13 protein-coding genes are annotated in these 18340 nt (G+C 58.7%); 6 read left to right on the top strand and 7 right to left on the bottom strand.

The features are described 5' to 3' along the window. Positions 1 to 28: 28 nt before the first annotated feature. The 4 genes from ACYASU_RS21825 to ACYASU_RS21810 all read right to left on the bottom strand — a co-directional run bounded on the left by ACYASU_RS21825 (position 29) and on the right by ACYASU_RS21810 (position 7321). Positions 29 to 2437 carry a glycosyltransferase family 2 protein gene (locus ACYASU_RS21825; protein ID WP_463584021.1) on the bottom strand — a complete coding sequence of 803 codons (2409 nt, stop codon included), beginning with the start codon at positions 2435 to 2437 and terminating at the stop codon, positions 29 to 31. Continuing rightward, positions 2427 to 4907, bottom strand: coding sequence for a glycosyltransferase family 2 protein (locus ACYASU_RS21820; protein ID WP_463584020.1), 2481 nt, complete (start codon positions 4905 to 4907; stop codon positions 2427 to 2429). The genes ACYASU_RS21825 and ACYASU_RS21820 overlap by 11 nt, the downstream gene beginning before the upstream one ends. A gap of 148 nt (positions 4908 to 5055) precedes the next feature. Next, on the bottom strand, positions 5056 to 6486 hold the full coding sequence (locus ACYASU_RS21815; protein ID WP_463584019.1) for a DUF4214 domain-containing protein: 1431 nt from the start codon (positions 6484 to 6486) through the stop codon (positions 5056 to 5058). Positions 6487 to 6502: 16 nt separating this feature from the next. Continuing rightward, positions 6503 to 7321, bottom strand: a complete 819-nt coding sequence (locus ACYASU_RS21810) for a hypothetical protein (RefSeq protein WP_463584133.1) — start codon at positions 7319 to 7321, stop codon at positions 6503 to 6505. 968 nt (positions 7322 to 8289) lie between these two features. Between ACYASU_RS21810 and ACYASU_RS21805 the strand changes: the two genes are divergently transcribed. The 3 genes from ACYASU_RS21805 to ACYASU_RS21795 are packed head-to-tail and all read left to right on the top strand — an operon-like array spanning position 8290 to position 12813. After that, complete coding sequence (locus ACYASU_RS21805) at positions 8290 to 10065, top strand: type I secretion system permease/ATPase (RefSeq protein WP_463584018.1); 1776 nt, start codon at positions 8290 to 8292, stop codon at positions 10063 to 10065. A gap of 13 nt (positions 10066 to 10078) precedes the next feature. Beyond that, positions 10079 to 11404, top strand: coding sequence for an HlyD family type I secretion periplasmic adaptor subunit (locus ACYASU_RS21800; RefSeq protein ID WP_346627704.1), 1326 nt, complete (start codon positions 10079 to 10081; stop codon positions 11402 to 11404). Further along, on the top strand, positions 11401 to 12813 hold the full coding sequence (locus ACYASU_RS21795) for a TolC family outer membrane protein (RefSeq protein ID WP_463584017.1): 1413 nt from the start codon (positions 11401 to 11403) through the stop codon (positions 12811 to 12813). Before ACYASU_RS21800 ends, ACYASU_RS21795 begins: the two co-directional genes overlap by 4 nt. An 11-nt stretch (positions 12814 to 12824) precedes the next feature. Here the strand turns inward: ACYASU_RS21795 and ACYASU_RS21790 are convergent, their stop codons facing one another. Then, positions 12825 to 13985 carry a glycosyltransferase family 4 protein gene (locus ACYASU_RS21790; RefSeq protein ID WP_463584016.1) on the bottom strand — a complete coding sequence of 387 codons (1161 nt, stop codon included), beginning with the start codon at positions 13983 to 13985 and terminating at the stop codon, positions 12825 to 12827. A gap of 170 nt (positions 13986 to 14155) precedes the next feature. On the opposite strand from ACYASU_RS21790, the gene lapG reads away from it, so the two are divergent. Together lapG and lapD are read left to right on the top strand one after the other, a co-directional pair. Then, a complete protein-coding gene (lapG, locus tag ACYASU_RS21785; protein ID WP_423574116.1) occupies positions 14156 to 14851 on the top strand; it encodes a cysteine protease LapG in 696 nt (231 codons plus the stop codon). A gap of 8 nt (positions 14852 to 14859) precedes the next feature. Further along, complete coding sequence (gene lapD, locus ACYASU_RS21780; protein WP_463584015.1) at positions 14860 to 16806, top strand: cyclic di-GMP receptor LapD; 1947 nt, start codon at positions 14860 to 14862, stop codon at positions 16804 to 16806. 102 nt (positions 16807 to 16908) lie between these two features. Here the strand turns inward: lapD and ACYASU_RS21775 are convergent, their stop codons facing one another. Continuing rightward, a complete protein-coding gene (locus ACYASU_RS21775) occupies positions 16909 to 17037 on the bottom strand; it encodes a hypothetical protein (RefSeq protein ID WP_463584014.1) in 129 nt (42 codons plus the stop codon). 68 nt (positions 17038 to 17105) lie between these two features. Between ACYASU_RS21775 and ACYASU_RS21770 the strand changes: the two genes are divergently transcribed. Continuing rightward, positions 17106 to 17426 carry a YceK/YidQ family lipoprotein gene (locus ACYASU_RS21770; RefSeq protein ID WP_463584013.1) on the top strand — a complete coding sequence of 107 codons (321 nt, stop codon included), beginning with the start codon at positions 17106 to 17108 and terminating at the stop codon, positions 17424 to 17426. A gap of 558 nt (positions 17427 to 17984) precedes the next feature. Here ACYASU_RS21770 and ACYASU_RS21765 read toward each other — a convergent pair. After that, a complete protein-coding gene (locus tag ACYASU_RS21765) occupies positions 17985 to 18323 on the bottom strand; it encodes a hypothetical protein (RefSeq protein WP_037018113.1) in 339 nt (112 codons plus the stop codon). Positions 18324 to 18340: the final 17 nt, after the last annotated feature.

Raw genomic sequence — 18340 nt, 5'->3', positions numbered from 1 at the left:
GTAACCAGCGCTAGCAAATCAGCGCGCCTCATTCCAAACCACCGTCCAAAATGGTTAGGGATCTCTGGCCTCGCTGCATTGGAGGCATGGCCAGCCCGCCATACGGATTGCTTAGATAGTCATGGCTCAACGCAGGGTGATAATGCAGATCAACCTGCCCATCCAGCGACCACCGCCCAATAAACCCCTGCTGCTCCCGCTGCGCCCGCGCCCGCTTCTCAGCGCTGACGTCTTTCCCGCGGCTCGCCGACTCAGCGTGAATCAATTTGGCAAAAGCAGTCCAGATCACGTTCCGTCCGGTTGCCTGAACGCGAAGGCAAAAGTCGACATCGTTGAATGCAACGGGAAACGCGTCTTCGTCCAGCCCACCGACTTCATCAAAAACAGATCTGCGCACCAACAGGCAAGCTGCGGTCACTGCGCTCTGGCGGCGGGTGAGCTGGTTCGTCGCAAGATAGCCCGCATCATGTTCTTCCAGGTTGTTACCTGTGTGTGCTGCCAAACCGTTAATGCCCACCACAACGCCGCCGTGCTGCACCATGCGGTTGGGCCATAGAAGTTTGGCACCCACGGCGCCGACCTTTTCACGCAACAGCTGGCTGAGCATTTCCTTCAACCAGCCGGGTTCTATGATTTCGATGTCGTTGTTAACCAGACCAGTGATGTCTCCCGTCGAGTGTTCGACTGCCCGGTTGTTGATCGTCGAGTAGTTGAACGGAAACGGATGCGGCAGCACTTGCACGCCACGCTTCGGCAGCTCACTCAGATAGGCGAGCGTCTCCGGATCGCTTGACTGGTTGTCGACCACGATGATTTCGAGGTCGGGGTAATCCGTGTTATTCAGCAGGCCTTCAATGCACGTCCTCAGCAGACCGACCTGATCCCGAGTCGGGACGATCAGGCTGACGCGGGGGAGGGTGGACGGAAGCGGCCAGTGTGCACGCAGCAAGGCTGGAAACCGAGGAACCACGCTCACCGTTGACCCTGGCGTCAAGGCGTCGCAAAGCCAGGCAATGGCGTGCTGACGAGCATCTGACGGCGAAGCCTGATCCGGGCTCGCCGGCGCCAGGTGATCCCGGTGATAAACCACGTGGGGCAAATGGACTACGCGGGCGTTCAGCTTCTCTGTGGCCAGCGCGACGCCGGCGATCAGATGGTCCCAACCAAGCGAATGCAACAGGTCGGAAGCCGCCAGGAGAGTCAGCGCTTCGTGGACGATTGTGGCGCTGAAGATCGCCCCAGGCGTGAAAATGTCTGCGCCGATGAACAGATCGATGTCCCACACGGGCTTCAGCCACGGAAGGGAGCGTTCACCCTGTGGCCCATCGCGGTCGCAGTCACCATAACCCCACGCAGCTCCGTCACTTAGCAGTTGGGTCAAGTGATCCAGCGCGAAACTGGCCAAGTGATCGCCAGCCTTGATCGGGACAATGGCTTCGCAACCGGTCTCAAGCAGTTCTTTCAACGCAGACAGCACGTCAGCACTTTGCGTCTCTACGGTATGGAAAGGCTGTAAACCACGGACGTTTCGGCTCGTCCCGATTGACCCGCCGAGATCGGCCTCACCCTCCGCTATCAGCAGCAGACCGACCTTGGTGCTCGTCGTGTCACCTGCCGGAAGAACGTCGCGCTGGAATGCCTCGAACCACTGAGGGTAGTGGTGAAAGCCCGCATTTTTTGGCAGACGCATTCCATGATCTTTGGCGACCTCACTGAGCAACGCCAGGGTCTTTTTATCCGGACTTTGTTGCTCGTGATTCCTGAGCAGGCCTTCAAGACCCTCCGGCCAGCAGCACAGGTGTATCGGGCTACCGGATAGCGGGTGGCCGAGGTCGTTTTCGATGTGAACCACGTGGGGCTTGCCGTCGGCCAGTTCCCATGGGAGATCAAGGGTAAAACCGTGGTTGCTGGTGGCCCGGTAAACCAGTGCCTGGTGGTGTTCCTCGCAAGAAATCTGCGCCAGCACCCGATCGTTCTCGCGAGCAATCACCTGAACGTGACGTTGTGGTGCATCAGGATCCCATGCCCAGCCGCCCAGGCGCAGACCGCCGCTGTGCCAGACTTGAGTGGCAACAGGCAACGGCGCTTTATTGGGTGTAGCAGGCAGATTTATCTCACCCGCCAGGCTGTGATCGGTATTCGCGACACGGGCGCTGATGTGCCGCGCTTCGTCCAGCCATCCCTGCCTGAGCTGCACGGTAAACCCGTAAAAATCATCCCCGGCATTTGCGTCGGGGTAAAACTGATCGGCGCGGGCGAGTGCGACGCAGGCGCCGTCGACAAGAATCTCAACGACCAGTGTCTGTTCCGGCCGCGTGCTGTCCAGCGCCCAGCCTTGAAGCACGTCGCCATAAAGCCCGACGATTGCGCCTTGGATCGGGGCGTCAAGCTGCGTTGGATCGCTGAGCGCGAGGGTGGTTAAAACTTCAAGAGACATCAGACTCGGCTCGGGTAAGGGGTAAATGATTTACGGGCAATGCACCTGCCTCCACGGCGAGCGCGCTCGGGACCGCGTAAAGTCCGATCCCCAGCGAGTCAGCGAGATCAGGGGCGGTCCAGTCGGCGCCAGGGTTTGTGTCCAGGCTGAGCACGCCTTCGCAACCTGCAAGCTGCGCGCAGTCTTCGAGTGTCAGGCCGAACAGCAGGGGCAGTGCATGAACCACGCCAGAGGTCAGCAGCGCTTTACGCCAGGGGCTGTCGACGTGGGTCAGCAATTTGATCGGAAGCTGGTCGCGCCGGATGCGTTTGGCGAGTGCCAGCCACTCATTGCCGATGTCTTGATCATGTAGCGCATCGCCAATCAGTAAGCATGAAGGGCGTGATGCATGGACGCGTTGAACGTGTTGCCTGGATTCAACAGCCAGTCTGGCGCCAGGGAACGCGTTGGCGTAATGCGGCTGCAGTGCCTGCCACGGCAGATGAATGCTGTTTGCCTGAACCGCAAATGTGGCCCAACTCTCGACGCTTGCCCGGCGCAACAATGCGTCATCGCGGCAGACAACCCGGTACCGTTTGTCGAGCCGGGCAGGCAAGGTGCACAGCCACTCGGGTCCGCCCGAGAGGTTCTGAAAGATCAATTCATCTACTGCAAACCTGGCCAGATCGTTGAACAGTTGCTCGGTTTGTGCGGGCAGTTCGTATTCAAGGCTGAATAGCAGCGGCTTCACTTGGGCTTGCAGCGTCACTATCGTGCGCGAGTTCTGGTAGCGCCAAGTCATGCTAAGCGGGGCGTCGAATGCGCCCGCTTTCCCTATGTGCAGTTGCTTGAGTCCAGGCTCGGGCCAGCTGCGCAGAGGGCTTTCCGCTATCTGCGCCGCCACGTCTTCGAGACGCGTGCGCTGCAGCGCCTGGCGGGCAGGCTTGATGGGGTCACGCAGGCAAAAATCGTCAAACCGCGCAGAGGCGTCCGGGTAGCGTCGCCTGAGGATCGCGTTGTTGTGTGCGACGCGCAGGGTTTTCTCTTCACCGAAGGAGATTCCACCCTGATGCGCGACAAACACGGAGGGCGCGCCCATGTGGCGCCAGCCCAGAGCCCGTGCACGCATGCACCAGTCGGTTTCTTCTCCGTAACCCCGTGACAGTCCCACTTCATCGAGATAACCGACTTCGTCGATGGCTTCGCGCTTGATATACAGACAAAAGCCGCATCCGGTCTCGATTTCCATCGCAGGGCTATTGGCGAGCCGAGCCAGATCATCCAGCCGGCTCTGTTCCAACGCACTGGGCATAGGGTGGCTGAAGCGACTTTCGGGAAAGCTCATCAGCTCGCCGTTGTTGGTAAACGGCGTCACTGAGGCAATAGATGCATCGCTGTAGGCGACGTCACGCAAGCGATCAAGCCAGTTGCCGTGCACCCGCGTGTCGGCATTCAGCCAGACGACGTCCTGCCTGGGGCTGAGGGCCATCGCACGGTTCATGCTGCGAATGAAGCCCAGATTCACCGGATTGTGAATGAGGGTTATTTTGCCTTTGCCTGCCAGGACCTTGAGCGCCTTGCGCAGCGCCGCCACTGGCGTCATGTCTTCGATCACCACAAGACCATGAGGCGTACGGTTCGACTTGCGGGCGTCGATTGCGCTTTGAATGCACGCCAGCGTTTCTTCCAGTCCGTCAAACACAGGAATCAGCACATCCACTGGCTGCTTCTCGCCCACAGTGGCTGAGGCCGTGGGCGGGCTGAAAGCGGGCATCGCATACACCGGACTGCCTTGCAGCGCTTCGCCTGTCGCGAAGCGGACATTTACGGCAGCTGTAGCGTTCGGCACTTTGATACGCGCGCCGCCATGGGCTATTGGCAGACCGGCGGCAGCGAGAACAGCACTGGGCGAGTTGGCGACCATCTCAATCTGATGCCCGTTCGCCTCCAGCAGGAGCTGAACTGGATTTTGCAGGTCATGCAGATTGACCGCCCAACCCTGGATTTCCTGCTGGTCAGGCAGGTAACTCACCACCCCGACGCAGCCCGTCAGCTCTTTCTGAGACGCCAACAGTTTAAGTACGAAAGACAGTTCAGCTGGCGCAGTGATGTCAGGCAATTGCGCGAGTATCAGGCGCCTGAGCTGCTCAGGGGATTCACTTTGACTGCGTGACTGCCAGAGCATCATTCGCAGCGGCGATTCATCAGGGAGTTTTTGCCAGGCACCACTCAGAAAGCGGCTGGCCAAGTCAGGTTGCCCTTGCGTGAGAATGCTGCGGCCGACCAGCGCCTGAACATCCGCGCGTAAAGGGAAGGAATGGGTAGCGTTGTTCAAGAAAACAAATGCGAGCTTGGGGTCCAGGGTCAGTGCATCGATACCTTTCCAGATGCAAGCCTCTGGGTAGTATTCGGGCGTCTGCAATGCGCGCTCAAGTGCTGAAGCGGCGAGCCCACCTTCACCGGTTTGCCGGTGACGATGAAAAATGTCCATGAGCGTTTCTTGCCCACGGTCAGGTTGTCTGGACATAAGCTGGCGGGATCACTAAAAAAATAAAAGAGGGGCGACCCGAAAGTCGCCCCTTTTTTTGCACACTACCCGGCCTCGCGGCCGGGAGTATCCATCGCTACTACAGGGCTAGTTAGACTGCGCCGTGCAGTACTACAACGTTGTCGTTGTGTGCGATTGCTTCTGCGGAACCAACGATGCCGATAGCAACATCAGCGTGGGTGCCGCCGTTAGCCAGTACTTCGGTCCAAGTGGCTTTGCCACCTTCATCAGCTGCGCGACCGGTAGCGGTCTGATACAGCGAGTCGATGAAGTTGCTGTCGACTTTAGCGGTTGCCTCGGCCGAACCAACAATTGCAGCAGCTACGTCGCCACGGCTGGTGCCGTTGAACAGCTGGGATACCCAGTTATCCAGACCGCCGTCGTCAACAGCGCGACCCAGCACGTTGGTGTACAGGTCACGAACGAAGGTGCCGTTCGACTGGTCGAGCGCTTGAGCTTCAGTGGAACCAGCGATACCCGCGGCTACGTCAGCCAGGCTGCCGCCGTTGGCAATGATGGCTTCCCACGTGTCCGAACCGCCAGCGTCAGCACCGCGACCCAGCAACGTGGTGTACAGGTTGTCGATCTGAGCTTCAGTCGCCACGCCACCAAACTCAGCAGAGTTCAGGAACTGGTTAGCGATATCAGTCAGCGACGTACCCGCGTCAACCTGGTTGATGAAGTGTTGAGTGCCGCCCAGATCAGCGTCACGGCCCAGGATGCCTTCGTACAGACGCAGAGCAGAAGCTTCAGCGTCGCTTTGTGCGAGTGCAATGGTGCTGCCGTCGGTGAAGCTCAGGAACTCGGCATCAGTGATTGCTGCGGTCTGGCCAACGCCAACTGCGGCGGAGGTCAGGGTCACATTGTTGCTGTTGCCAGCAGTAACGGTGTAGTCAGCAGACGAACCGTCCAGTTGAACAACGTCGTAACCGCCGCCAGCGTTGACGATGTCAGCGTGAGCAATGCCGCTCAAGATGATGGTGTCGTTACCGGTACCGGTGGTGATGGTGTTGTTGCCAGCGCCAGCTACAACGGTGTTGTTGCCGTTGCCAGTGGTGATGGTGTCGTTGCCAGTGCCAGCGTCGATGTAGGTGTTCTGATCGCCTTTGACGTTGATGATGTCATCGCCATTGCCGGTGGTAACGGCCAGTGCGATGGTGGTATCAGCGGCAACAAAGGCGCGAGCCAGGGATGCAGTCTCGGCAACGGCTGGGGCATCAATGGTCACGGACAGGTTGGCGTCGCTCTGGAATACGAGCGCTTTGGCCGAGCTCAACGAAGCTGGGACGTCCAGAACAACCAGATCACCCTGCGCGCCTGCGATATTGGCTACTACAACGTCTGCAGTCTGACCAGCCGGTACCTGAGGAGCGTTAACGCCGTCCCATGTGCCAACGTTGACAGTCTGAGCAGTGTCCAGACTCAGCAAGCTGCTGATAGTGGCCGCTGTTGTATCGGAGAACGCCGGAGCGTTCAGGAAAGCTTGGAAATTGGTAGCTGAAACCGGGCTGTCGTATTGCATGGGAAGTCCTGTTACTTCAAGCCATCTGGCTTGTATTACTGAGTTTCTGCGTCAATGCAGAGTTTTCCCACGGAGACTTATAGCGGGCAGCGTTCGTCTTCGTTACGGGTGTAATGCAGATGTGCAGCGCCACCAACGGTTCGGTGCCGGTAGGGCCATGCATCATCTGATTGGGCACAATGGATCGCGGCGAGGAGCCGCTGAACACAATGTGGCCAGATAATTCGTATAGATGTCGGTTCGGGCCTACGAGGCTGAAACCTGCCGACACAAGCGGAAGACGCTTGCCACGGGTACCGGTGAAGGTCCCCGCAGGCACGTTCGAACTCGGGCCGGAGCCTGCCACTGTAGAGGTGTAAACAAGGTCGACACCCACGGGCTTGTCATTCCAGATGACTTCGAAACCTTCGAGACGCTTGGTGCTGTCATGCATCCCGGCCCAGCCTTCATTCGACCTTACATCGCCCATACCTTGCAGGTGGGCGATCAGCGTCAAAGAAGCAGGCGCCGTATTCGGAGCAATGACGGGATTGGATTCGGCGGCACTGATCACGCTGAAGTCGCGCATGATGGCGGGAGACGTGTCGATACGGTCGATGCGCAGATCAATGGGATCAATGCTTTCATCGAACATGTGATATTCGGTAATCAGGACTGTCGCGATGCCGCCCTTGACCCGGGCCACAATGGTGTCGCCCAGCTTGGCCAGCATATTCTTGCTGATGCCTTCGGCAGGGAAGAAATCGATGGCGCCTTTGCCAAGCGGAGCTTGCTGCAACGCAATGCAGACGGGCTTGTCTGCGGAGGGCTGTGAGGCGTAACGGAAGATATACATTCCCGGTTCAAGTAATGTGACGCGGGAACTAATCTTCAAGCCATCTAATGTTTGCGACTGCACTCAATAAGTTTCCTTCTTATCCCGAGCTCACAGCCGTTGATAGCAACAAAATTGGTCCATCAACGCTGCAATCGTACTGCCCAACTTAGTGGCGCACTGGTGGCATCTGCAGAGAGCCGAGGTTAATCGATCCCTCAGAAATGTCAATTCGGAATGTAGGAATCTTCCAAATTGCCAGTGCGAAACGAGTGTGGAACATAGTGATCTGGATTGACCCATTTGTGGGAACCGTTGGTCCGATGCGTCCAGGTAGAGTATGTCGGCAGGGCTCTCATTATCTTGAGAGCAACCGCTGCCGGGGCATGGCGCTTGAAGCGCGTCGGGAGAGCAGCCGCGGAGGGAACAGCGAGCCGTCGTGTAGCAATTCTGCGGAGGGTGTCAAATCGCGCGTGTGGAGGTATGAAAATTTCGACCGCTCTAGCGCGGGCACTTGAGGGATATGAAGGTCAGGGTGGTGAATTTTTCGGGGTTATGTTGCACGCTGTGTATGGGCATGACGGGGCGCCCGCTCAAATCCTCCCTCTAGGCGAACCTACGAAGGTAGTTCCAGCGCTTTGCCCGGTTCGTTCGCGGCGGCTTTACGACCGTCGATGCTGCATGCAAATCGAGGAGTGGCCAGTGTGGGGTAAATCGAGCAACGGTAGTGGCGTGATGTGAGCAATGCCTGCAACATTGCACACTCATATTCATGACATCTCATCCGGTTGAGCATCAAATCTTTGAACTTTTTAAATTGTACGTACCGCTCCGGAGCTACTGAAATTGTCCAGTATTGAAACATTAAGAAAACTTAATCTGAAACGACCACCCTTGCAGCAGTTGATGGCCTTTTAATGCTGTCTGTCTGATCTGCCGCTGGTACACTCTCCGGCTTTGCAGCCTTTTTCTCATCAGTAATGGATTCTATGAGTCGTTCACACGAAAACAACCTGCAAGCAGCGCTCAAGGCTTGTCGCGGAAGCTTCCTCTCCGTCGGGTTCTTCAGTCTTTTCGTCAACACGTTAATGCTGGTTCCTACCTTCTACATGATTCAGGTTTCAGGTCGGGTGGTGCCCAGCAGCAGCACCTCGACGCTGATCATGCTTACCCTCATTCTTACCGTCCTGATGCTGACAATGGGCTCCCTCGAGTGGGTCCGGTCGCGCATCATGGTGCGCATCAGCAATCGGTTGGATGTCTTGCTCAGTCGTGACGTGTACCGGGCGAGCTTCAAGAAGGCGTTGAGCAGCGGCGGTATGGACGCTTCGGCGCAGTCGCTCAATGACCTGACCTCGTTACGGCAATTTCTCACTGGCAACGGGCTGTTTGCATTCTTCGATGCGCCCTGGCTTCCGGTGTACACCGCCGTGATGTTTCTGTTTCATCCCTGGTATGGATGGATAACGGTTATCTCGGCGGTGGTGCTGGTAGTTCTCGCTTACGTCAATCATCGCTACACCGGCAAGGCGCTGACAGAAGCAAACAAGCAAAGCCTCACCTCCAACCTGCACACCACCAAAAGCCTGCGCAATGCTGAAGTCATCGAGTCGATGGGCATGCTCGATACGCTCATGAGCAAGTGGGCAATCCGGCAGCGGCGCGTCCTGGTGCTGCAATCCGAGGCCAGCGACAAAAGCGGCATCATCACGTCCATTTCCAAGACTTTCCGCAACTGGGCGCAGTCGATGATGCTGGCGGCGGGCGCGTACCTGGTGATCACTCACGAGATCAACCCCGGCTTGATGATGGCCGGCTCTCTGTTGCTGGGGCGTGCGCTGTCACCTATCGATCAGATGATTGGGAGCTGGAAAGGCTTCGTCGCGGCTCGCGTGCAGTACCAGCGCTTGAACGACACGCTGGACAAACTCAACGCCGAACCGGAGCGCATGTCTCTGCCGGACCCGGAAGGCCATCTGCAGGTCGAAAACCTGGTTGTGGCGCCTCCGGGGGCGAAAGCGGCGGTGATCAGAAACATCAGTTTTGTGACACCCGCCGGCAGCATCGTCGGGATTGTCGGGCCAAGCGCGGCGGGCAAGTCGACGCTGGCCCGTGCGTTGCTCGGCATCTGGCCGCCGCAACACGGCGTCGTCAGGCTCGACGGCGCCGATATCAGTACCTGGGACAAGCAAAAGCTGGGTCCGCATCTGGGTTACCTCCCGCAGGACATCGAGCTGTTCGAAGGCAGCATCAGCGATAACATCGCTCGCTTCACCAAGGTCGATCCCGAGAAAACCGTGTTGGCGGCACGCATTGCCGGCGTCCATGAAATGATCCTGCAATTGCCGGACGGCTACGACACGGTGATCGGCAGCGAAGGCGTCAACCTGTCCGGCGGCCAGCGGCAGCGCATTGGTCTGGCGCGTGCGGTATATGGCAACCCTCGGTTGATCGTGCTGGATGAGCCCAACTCCAACCTCGATGAGGTCGGTGAGCGTGCATTGGGCGTGGCACTGCAGAAGATGAAAGAGACAGGGGCGACGGTTTTCATTATTTCGCACCGTCCCAATGTCCTTTCACGCCTGGACCGGATCATGGTCCTGAACAGCGGCGCGATGACGATGTATGGCCCGCGTGATCAAGTGATCGCCGAACTGGCTCAGCAACAGGCCAAAGCTCAAGCCCAGACGCAGGGTCAAACCCCGCCTCGTGTTGCTCCAGCTCCAGCTCCAGCTGCGACCGGCGCAATTCAGCCCAGCGCCTGAAAGGAATTCTTGAATGACCAGTAACGCGATTACCGTGCTCGACGAGCCGTCTGATGATATGCCGACTTCTGACCGCGGCATCCGCCGGGTCGGGATGACGATTGTTCTGGTGACCTTCGGCTTGTTCGGCACCTGGGCAGCTTTTGCTCCGCTGGGCAACGCGGTCTACGGCACCGGCGTTGTCACCGTACAGAGCTACCGCAAAACCGTTCAGCATCTGGAAGGCGGGATCGTAAAAGAACTGCGCGCTCGTGACGGCGACACGGTGCACAAGGGCGATCCGTTGATCATCCTTGACGACGGGCAGCTCAGTTCAGAGTACGAATCCACCCGCAACCAGCTCATCACCGCGCGCGCCAAAGAGGCGCGTCTTCGTGCCGAACGTGACAACCTGCCCGCTATCCCGGCATTGAAAATTGACGGTGTCGAAAGCGATCGTGCCCGCGAGGCCATCGACGGTGAGGCCCAGGTTTTCCGGTCGCGGCACGACGCGCGGTTGGGTGAAATCTCGGTGCAGCAAGAGCGCATCGGCCAGTTGAAGCAGCAAATCATTGGCCTCAACGACATGATCGGTACCAAGGTCAATCTCGAGAAATCCTACACCCGCGAGATTACCGAGCTTAAGGATCTGCTGCGCCAGGGTTTCGTCGATAACCAGCGTCTGCTGGAGCAAGAGCGCAAGCTGGACATGCTCAAGTCCGAGGTCGCCGACCACCAGTCGACCATCACCAAGACGCGCCTGCAGATCAACGAAACCGAAATGCAGATTGTCCAGACGAACCAGAAATTCAGCTCCGATGTCGCCAAGGACTTGAGTGACGTGCAGGCGCAGGTCTTCGACTTGCAGGAGAAGGCCAGCGCGCTCAAGGACAGGCTGTCGCGCATCGTGATCCGCGCGCCGGAAGACGGCATGGTGCTGGACATGAAAGTGCACACCATCGGCGGTGTTGTCAGCGCGGGAACACCGTTGCTGGACATCGTGCCGGAATCGTCGGACCTGGTAGTCGAAGCGCACGTCTCGACGAATGACATCGACCGCATCACCCTTGGCAAACTCACCGACGTCCGCTTCAGCGCGTTCAACGCTGCCACTACGCCGGTCATTCAGGGGGAGGTCACGCGAATCTCGGCGGACCGTCTTACCGACGAGAAAACCGGAGAGGGCTATTACCTTGTGCGGGTGAAAATCACCGATGAAGGTCTGAAGCGTCTGGGTGATCGCAAGCTGCAGCCGGGTATGCCAGCGGAAGTGCTGATCAATGCCGGCGAACGCACGATGCTGCAATACCTGCTCAAGCCTGCGCGCAACATGTTCGCCAAGTCGATGATCGAGGAATGACAGTGGTACGTTTTCTTCCCGGTTTGCTGTTTGGTTTGTTTGCACTTAACGCCAATGCGGCGCAGCCCGCAGCCCCGCAACAGGTCAGCGCTTCAACCTATTCCCTTGATCTGATGACGCTGTACAAAGAGTCACGGCTTGAAGACCCGCGCATTCTGTCGGCCTATGCCCACGCGCGCTCTGCCGAACAGCAGGAGCGCGAAGCGTTTGGCGGGTTGTTGCCCCAGGTGTCGGTGGATAGCAACTTCAACAGGATCTTGCGCAAAGACGCTGAGTCGCGGGAAATCTATGACAACAAAAGCTATGGGCTGAACCTCAGCCAGTTCATCTACAACAAGGAAGCGTGGGAGCGTTATCAGAAGGCCAAGAGCGTCACATTGCAGAAGGCGTCGCAGTCCGAGGACTCGCAGGCCGAAGCAACGGTGGATCTGGCCAAGCGATACTTCGCGGCGCTCGCTGCCGATGATGCGCTGGAGCTGGTCTCGGCCGAGCGCCGCGCCACCCAGGGCAGCCTTGATCGCGTCAATGCGATGTACGCCAAGCAGATGGCCAAGATCACCGACATGCTGGATCTCAAGGCACGGGTCGACTCATTGCTGGCCCAGGAAATTGAAGCGCGCAATCAGGTGCGTCTGTCGCGGGAAGGGTTGTCGGAAATTGTCGGTCGCCCGATCAACGAGCGCTTGAGCCGGATCCGGAACGACATCGCGCTGCAGGCACCTACGCTGCCGCTCGATGCCTGGATCGCCCAGGCGCTCGACAGCAATCCCCGCCTGAAAGCCTATGAAAGCAACCTGGCGGCGGCCGATGCAGCGGTTCGTGAGGGGAAGGGCGGTCACTACCCTTCTCTGAGTCTAAACTTGGGCGCTCAACAGAGTGACGTCGGTTACGACAACACGCTGACCCCTCGAAGCGACAGCTATGTCGCAACCATTGGCCTGAAAGTGCCGATCTACAGCGGCGGCTCGACCTCAGCACGAGTGCGTGGGCTGTATGACGAGCAATATGCGGCCGAGCAGGATCTTGAAGGGGTTCGCCGGCAAGTGGTGAAGGAAACCACTAACGCCTATCTCACTGCTCAATCTGCCGTAGACAAGATCCGCGCGGGGCAAAACGCATTGTCCTCGGCCAAACAGTCGAGCATCGCGGCGCAGAAGGCGTTTACCTATGGTGTGGTTAACGCCGTCGACGTGCTGACCGCTGTGCAGAACGAATTCAAGGCGCGCAGCGATCTGCTGAAATCGCAGTACGACTTCATCACCAATCTGTTCATCCTGAATCGCTGGGCCGGCAAGCTGTCGCAAGAGAGCGTTGCCAGCGTGAACGTTTGGCTGGGCGGCGATGATTCGGAAGCGCTAAAGGACCTGAATAATTCAGCCCCCAGTAACACCAAAGCAACCCCTAAGTAACCTGCAGCGACTTACGCCTTGGGGTGTGCCGCCAACACTTTGCGGTACACCGCCAGGGTCTGCCGCGCGCATTCCTGCCAGGTGAACTGGCGGGCGCGTTCCAGCCCTATTTCAACTCGCTCTGTCCTGAGCGCTTCGTTACTCAACACGTCGAGCATCGCAGCTGAAATACTTGAAGCGTCCAGCGGGTCGACCGCCCAGGCGGCATTGCCGGTCACTTCCGGCAGGGACGTGGTGTTCGACGCAATAACAGGGCACTGGGCCGCAAATGCTTCGATGACCGGCAAGCCAAACCCTTCATACAAAGACGCAAACACCATGGCGCTCGCGCTTTGCAGCAGCGCCATGACTTCGTCTTGGGGCAAATAGCACAACCATTTGCCCTCGCCGTGCTCCTCCAGCTTTTTCAGTTGGGGGATGAGGTCCTCGATTGCCCAACCTTCGCGGCCAACAACGACAAGCGGGTGATCTTTTCGCACCGAAGCCGGCAAGGCTTGAAACGCCTCCAGCACGCGGTGAAGATTTTTGCGCGGTTGCAGCGTCCCGACAAAAAGGAAAAAGCCCGGCTTGAGGTCATGTTTGCTGATGACCGATTCTTTACGGGGCCCGGAAATACGCTCGAAATAAACAGGGTTCACCCCAAGTGGGGTAACGCTGATCTTGGCGGGAGGAATGCCCAGAAGACGGATCAGATCCTGTCTGCTGTGTTCTGAAATAGTGATCACGTGGTCGGCTTTGCTGACGCTTCTCGCAAAGAGAGCGCTCTTCAGGCCTCTGAAGCTTTTCCTCATCCACTCGGGATGGATAAGCGGTATGGCGTCCATGACCGTTGCCACCACGGGAAGGCCTGCAATATTCGGAATCTGGTGATCGGTGGCATGCAGCAGAGATACGTCGTTTCGAATGGCGGCTGAGTTGGGTAAGGAAAGATTGAACAGCCCGCTGAGAAGAGCGTGAAGTTTGAATCGTTCAGCTAGTACTTCAGGCGTACCGCATTCCAGGGTCGGGAGCTGACGTCCAAATGCGTAGGGCTTGAAGTTAATTCCGCCGGCTTCGGTCAGTTTGAGATCGTCCATGGCCTGCCAGAGTGAGCGGGTGTAAACGCCTATTCCGTCCAGATGTCCCGTGCGCTCACCCTCAGCCCAAACACTGCAGCTCAAACCAATATCCATACGCGTTTCCAAACCAACCCGGTGAGTCATGAAATCAAGGGGCGCGAGCCTATCATGAGTCGCGTTTGCGGGCATTTGCTTCTGCGCATGATCTCACCGCGCCATTGCGTTTCCTCCCTCAACCCCTCACCATCGCTTTCCGTTATCCATGGCCTGATGGACTAGACAAATTGGCGACACGCCCGGCTCAAAAGCGCCCTGGATTATGGATGCTTCTGGCGCTTGCACTGACGTGCACGGCGTGTGTCGGCTATCTGAGCGCGGATTGGGATTTTTCCCTGATCAGCCGCCGTGCTGAAGCGTTATATGGGCCGTTGGGCGCGGGCAAGCAGCGCATTGATGCCTGGCAGAACTTGCTGGCGACCGAGAAGCAGGTCAGCGAAATGGACAAGCTCAAGGTCGTGAACCTGTTCTTCAACAAGCAGATGCGCTACGCCGAAGACATCGACCTGTGGCATGAGGTCGATTACTGGGCGACGCCGATCGAGTCGCTGATCAAGGGCGCGGGGGATTGTGAGGATTATGCGATCGCCAAGTATTTCAGCCTGCGCCGCCTCGGCGTGCCCAGCGAGAAGCTGCTGATCACCTACGTCAAGGCGCTGCGCCTGAACCGCGCGCACATGGTGCTGACCTATTACTCGAGCCCGAACGCGATGCCGCTGGTGCTCGACAGCCTGATCGACGACATCAAACCCGCCAGCGAACGCACGGACCTGTTGCCGGTGTATGCCTTCAACGCTGAAGGGCTGTGGCTGCCGGGTGCGCAGGGCAACAAGAAAGTGAGCGACACCAAACGTCTGTCCCGGTGGCAGGACGTGCTGAAAAAAATGACCGCAGAAGGCTTCCCCACCGAGCCCGAGAATTAGGAGTACTGATGTCTCTGTTCAAACAGCTGTTGATCGCGATCTGTCTGTTCATGGTGGTTGCCTTTGCGGGAAGTTTTGTCGTGAGCCTGGAAAGCTCCCGGGCGCAATACGTCAATCAGCTGCGCTCCCACGCCCAGGACGCCGCGACCTCGCTGGCGCTGTCGCTGACGTCCAATATCGACGACCCGGCGATGGTCGAACTGATGGTGGCGTCGATCTTCGACAGCGGTTACTACGCGAGCATCCGGGTGGTGGATCTGGCGAGTGGCGCCGCGATCGTCGAGCGCAGTGCGACCCCTGACAACCAGGGCGTGCCGCAGTGGTTCATCAACGCCATCGGGCTTGAGCCGGCGGGCGGCGAGGCGATTGTCAGCCGTGGCTGGCAGCAGACGGCGCGGGTCGAGGTGGTCAGCCATCCGATGTTCGCGCTCGCGAAGTTGTGGCAGAGCGCGCTGGGCAGCCTTGGCTGGTTGCTGGTGTGCGGTGTGGTCAGTGCGATTCTGGGCGCGATGTTGTTGCGCCGGCAGCTCAAGCCGCTGGACTACATGGTGGCGCAGTCCCAGGCGATTGGTCGTCGCGAGTTCCTCGTTCTGCCCGAACTGCCGCGCACGCCTGAGTTGCGCCGGGTGGTGCAGGCGATGAACCAGATGGTCGAGAAACTCAAGGCGCTGTTTCAGGAAAGCACCGAGCGCAGTGAGAAGCTGCGCATCGAGTCGTATCAGGACAGCCTGACCGGGCTGTCCAACCGCCGTTATTTCGACATGCAGCTCAACGCCCACGTCAGCCATCTGGAAGACGGCCGTGCGGGGTATCTGATGATGTTGCGCGTCAACGACCTGGCCGGCTTGAACCAGCGTCTGGGCGGCAAGCGCACCGATGCCTTGCTGGTGGCGGTGGCGGAGCAGTTGGTGCGTCACTGTGAGAAGTACCCTGAAACCCGCAACCTCATCAGTCGCAGCCGTGGCGGGGAGTTCGCCGTGCTGGCGCCAGGCATGGTTCACGATGAAGCCGTGCAGTGGGTGCAGAATCTTGAGGCGGCGCTGCAAAGTCTGGAAGCCACCGGCGCCTCCGATGTCTCGCCTGCCGCTCACATGGGGCTCGCGCCGTACAGCCCGGGCGATGCGTCGCTGACCTTGCTGGCGTTGGCGGATCAGGCGCTGTCCCAGGCCGAAAGCGGCGGCGAGCAGTCGTGGTATTGCATCGAGCGCGGGGCGATTGGCGATCTGGGTGAAGATCAACACGCGTGGCACAGGACGCTGGACCATGCCCTTGAGCACGGGCGTTTTCAGCTGTTCTTTCAGCCGGTGGTCGAGTCTCGTGATGGGGCGAAAGTGCTGCATTACAAAGTGCTGTCACGGCTGGTCGATGCTGACGGCGAGACGATTCCGGCGGGGCGCTTTCTGCCGTGGCTGGAACGCTTTGGCTGGTCGAGCCGGCTGGATTTACTGATGTTGCAGCAGGTGCTGGCGCACCTGGGCACGCACAATGAGCGACTGGCGCTGAACCTGTCGGCGGCCACGCTTAACGATCCGTCAGCGCTGAATGAGGTATTCAACGCCCTGCGCCAGCACCCGAAACTCGGCGCACGCCTGACCTTCGAGATCGGCGAGGAACAGGTGCCCGAGCAGGCGGTGCTGGAGAAGTTGACCCGCCGTCTGCAGGAAGCCGGCTATTCCCTGGCGCTGCAACGCTTCGGCGGACGTTTCAGCATGATCGGCAACCTGGCGCATCTGGGGCTGGCCTATTTGAAGATCGATGGCAGCTACATCCGCACCATCGATCAGGAAAGCCACAAGCGCTTGTTCATCGAAGCGGTCCAGCGCGCGGCACACAGTATCGACCTGCCGCTGATTGCCGAGCGGGTTGAGACCGAAGGCGAACACCGGGTGATCCTGGAAATGGGCATCGAAGGGGTGCAAGGGCGGCTGTTCGGCGACCCTGCGCCGTGGAAGTAACGAACGAAGGAACGCGCCCGCTGTTTTCTCAATATCGATGGCTGACGCGCTAGTATGGGAGCGCGCTTGCCCGCGAAATCGGCGTGCCAGATGGCATTGATGTCACAGACCCGCCGCTTCGCGACCGTCGTAACCTCCGATTGCTCCTACAGGGGATTTGCGTTCGACGCTGATGTTGAATGCGGGCGTGAACGTGTAGGAGTGAGCTTGCTCGCGAACGCGTCGGTTCATCCGCTCATTTTTCTGGGACTGAAAGGCCTACCGGGCTGTTATTCACATCAAACAATGGAAGCACTTTCATGAAGCTATGGACTGCAGTATTAATGATGGCAACCCTCTCAGGGTGCGGCACCATCAAGACCCTCAACGACGAAAAAGGGGCCGCGGATACACTGGCGCGCCACAGCTCCAATTGCCAGTCCATCCCCCGTGCCTTCAGCGGTGCGGTTTACCAGTTCTGCACCTTGAACGCCCCGCCGGTTTCCGGCCCACACTGGTCTGCGCCCACCATTGCACTGGACATGGCCCTTTCTGCGGTCGCCGATACCGTGCTGCTGCCCTACACCGGGTACCAGCAATACCAGCAGGGCGATATCAAGGTCCGACGCAAGCAGTACTGATCAGTCGGCGCCGTCACCTGGGGTTGAAAGCTTCGTGAGCAAGCTCACTCCCACAAGTGCGTCGTTTGCCGCGGAGTAGCAGCGCATCTGAAAGATGGGCTCTGCTCAATCATGACCACCAGAGATGTATCAGTCGCCGCAGATTCTGTGGGAGCGAGCTTGCTCGCGAAGAGGCTGGTACATCCGCCAAATCTACAGCGGCTGAAACACCGTCTTCGTGAGCAAGGTGGAGCGCCACCCCGGTCACTCCCACAAGTGCATCTTTTGCCGCGGAGTAGCAGCGCATCTGAAAGATGGGCTCTGCTCAATCATGACCACCAGAGATGTATCAGTCGCAGCAGATTCTGTGGGAGCGAGCTTGCTCGCGAAGACGTAGGCACATCCGCCACATCTCCAGCGGCTGAAATGATGCCTTCGTGAGCAAGGTGGAGCGCCACCCCGGTCACTCCCACATGTGCACCATTTGCTGTGGGATAGCAGGCTGTCAGAAACAAGCATCGGGGTTTGCCGCGCGACAGCGCGCCGTTGCCAAACGGTGCGTGCGAGAAAGAGAGGCCTTCAGATCAGCCGTTGTTCATCATCATTGATCAGGTCACTCAGGCCGCCCAGTGTTTCCCGGGCCTGGGTTCGATCCATCAGTTTCGCCTGTGCGGCGGCGGGGAGGTCGGTGATGTTGAGGATGCCTTTGCTGGTCAGGACCTGAATCAAGTCGTCCAGTACCCGGATCATGTCCATGTCGCTGGACTTGAGCTGGATCAGGCTTTTCTCGACCACTTCGTTGGCAAACCAGGCTTGCACCTGATGGTCATCGGGCGGCAGTTGCTCGCTCGCTTCGGCGAACGCCGTTGCTTCCACGCGAACTAGCGTTCCATCGGCATCGCGCTGAACGTAAAACATGACTCATTCCTCAGGGA

The sequence above is a fragment of the Pseudomonas sp. HP_12 genome (assembly GCF_055283955.1).
Note: the sequence above shows the minus strand (reverse complement) of the source record. Positions and strands in the feature narration are given on the sequence as shown.

What these genes read in the sequence shown, in the direction of transcription:
- ACYASU_RS21795 (WP_463584017.1), top strand. Translation starts at nt 11,401, where the DNA reads ATGACAGTGGTACGTTTTCTTCCCGGTTTGCTGTTTGGTTTGTTTGCA.
- ACYASU_RS21825 (WP_463584021.1), bottom strand. Translation starts at nt 2,437, where the DNA reads ATGTCTCTTGAAGTTTTAACCACCCTCGCGCTCAGCGATCCAACGCAG.
- lapD (WP_463584015.1), top strand. Translation starts at nt 14,860, where the DNA reads ATGTCTCTGTTCAAACAGCTGTTGATCGCGATCTGTCTGTTCATGGTG.
- ACYASU_RS21775 (WP_463584014.1), bottom strand. Translation starts at nt 17,037, where the DNA reads ATGAACCGACGCGTTCGCGAGCAAGCTCACTCCTACACGTTCACGCCC.
- ACYASU_RS21815 (WP_463584019.1), bottom strand. Translation starts at nt 6,486, where the DNA reads ATGCAATACGACAGCCCGGTTTCAGCTACCAATTTCCAAGCTTTCCTG.
- ACYASU_RS21800 (WP_346627704.1), top strand. Translation starts at nt 10,079, where the DNA reads ATGACCAGTAACGCGATTACCGTGCTCGACGAGCCGTCTGATGATATG.
- ACYASU_RS21790 (WP_463584016.1), bottom strand. Translation starts at nt 13,985, where the DNA reads ATGGATATTGGTTTGAGCTGCAGTGTTTGGGCTGAGGGTGAGCGCACG.
- ACYASU_RS21810 (WP_463584133.1), bottom strand. Translation starts at nt 7,321, where the DNA reads ATGTATATCTTCCGTTACGCCTCACAGCCCTCCGCAGACAAGCCCGTC.
- ACYASU_RS21820 (WP_463584020.1), bottom strand. Translation starts at nt 4,907, where the DNA reads ATGGACATTTTTCATCGTCACCGGCAAACCGGTGAAGGTGGGCTCGCC.
- ACYASU_RS21765 (WP_037018113.1), bottom strand. Translation starts at nt 18,323, where the DNA reads ATGTTTTACGTTCAGCGCGATGCCGATGGAACGCTAGTTCGCGTGGAA.
- ACYASU_RS21770 (WP_463584013.1), top strand. Translation starts at nt 17,106, where the DNA reads ATGAAGCTATGGACTGCAGTATTAATGATGGCAACCCTCTCAGGGTGC.
- ACYASU_RS21805 (WP_463584018.1), top strand. Translation starts at nt 8,290, where the DNA reads ATGAGTCGTTCACACGAAAACAACCTGCAAGCAGCGCTCAAGGCTTGT.